Origin of the sequence: Paratractidigestivibacter sp. (assembly GCF_052362415.1) — a bacterium.
In the GTDB taxonomy this organism is placed as follows: Bacteria; Actinomycetota; Coriobacteriia; order Coriobacteriales; family Atopobiaceae; genus Paratractidigestivibacter.
Window position 1 is genome coordinate 1 of record NZ_DAWEMK010000088.1, and the last position, 738, is coordinate 738.

The following is a 738-nucleotide window of genomic DNA, read 5'->3' on the forward strand; positions in this document are numbered from 1 at the left end:
CTCGCCCATCCGCCGCGGCGTCTGGGCGGCGCTCATCGCCCTGTGCCTCGCCAACCTCGCGGCACACCTCTTTGCGCAGCAGTTCCTGCCCGACACCGTCCCCATGCACTGGGGCGTTAGCGGCGCCGCGGACGGCTGGGCTCCAAAGCCCGAGATCGTCATCCTCGCCGCGCTGCCGGCAGCGCTTCTTGCCCTGTTCTGGTTCGTGCCGCGCATCGATCCCAAAGGCCAGGCCTACGAGCGCATGGGCGGGGTCTGGCCCGCCTTCGTCGTCGGGTTCACCCTGTTCATGTGCGTGATGACGTGGATGCCCGAGGCCACGGTCTTCGGCTGGATTCCCGCCGCGGGGGTCGGCTCGGTGGGGACCGTCGTCTGCTGCCTGATCGGCGTCCTCTTCATCGGACTCGGCAACTACCTGCCGCGCGTCAAGCAGAACTACACCTTCGGCGTAAAGACGCCCTGGGCGCTCGACGACCCGGACAACTGGCGCCGTACCCAGCGGTTCGGCGGCGTCTGCTTCGTCGCCATGGGACTCGTGCTCGTGGCGCTCGGCTTCCTCGGCCCGGCACTTACGAGGGAGGCCGCCGTCGCGGTCCTCCTCGCCGTCGTCCTTTTGCCCTGCGTCGCGATGTACGTCTACAGCTACCTGCTCTGGCGCCGCCGCGCCGCGCGGTAGCTCGGCAATCGGCGGCCCGCCCCGCGAAACAACGTGGTTTCTCAGTTAATTGAAGGTTACCC

At 68.4% G+C, this 738-nt stretch carries 1 protein-coding gene; it reads left to right on the forward strand.

Going from position 1 to position 738, the window contains the following annotated elements; translation table 11 throughout:
- A partial coding sequence (locus ACT84W_RS08275) for an SdpI family protein (protein ID WP_444328861.1) occupies window positions 1–676 on the forward strand: 676 nt, incomplete at its 5' end.
- Window positions 677–738: the final 62 nt, after the last annotated feature.